Source organism: Streptomyces sp. NRRL WC-3618 (assembly GCF_001280005.1).
GTDB lineage: Bacteria > Actinomycetota > Actinomycetes > Streptomycetales > Streptomycetaceae > Streptomyces.
Window position 1 is genome coordinate 1 of the sequence record NZ_LGDW01000428.1, and the last position, 219, is coordinate 219.

Below are 219 nucleotides of genomic sequence, written 5' to 3' on the forward strand. Positions count from 1 at the left end.
AGCGAGCAGACCGCGCGTGGCCTGCTCGAACAGGACCGTCTGACGCAGATTGCGATACCAATACCCGCCATCCATCGGAGTGTCGGCATCCAGCCAGGCGCCCGTCAGCGTCGAGTACAACGGGATCTCGGCGGCCTGCGGGGCAACCCCGTCCAACGCCTCGCCGATCTGCTGCTCGATCTGCTCCACGTACGAGGAATGCGACGCGTAGTCGACCGG

General features: G+C 65.8%; 1 protein-coding gene. It reads right to left on the reverse strand.

Annotated elements, in window-relative coordinates:
- The coding region (locus ADL01_RS28285) for an acyltransferase domain-containing protein (RefSeq protein ID WP_159049675.1) at positions 1-219 on the reverse strand (219 nt) is incomplete at both ends.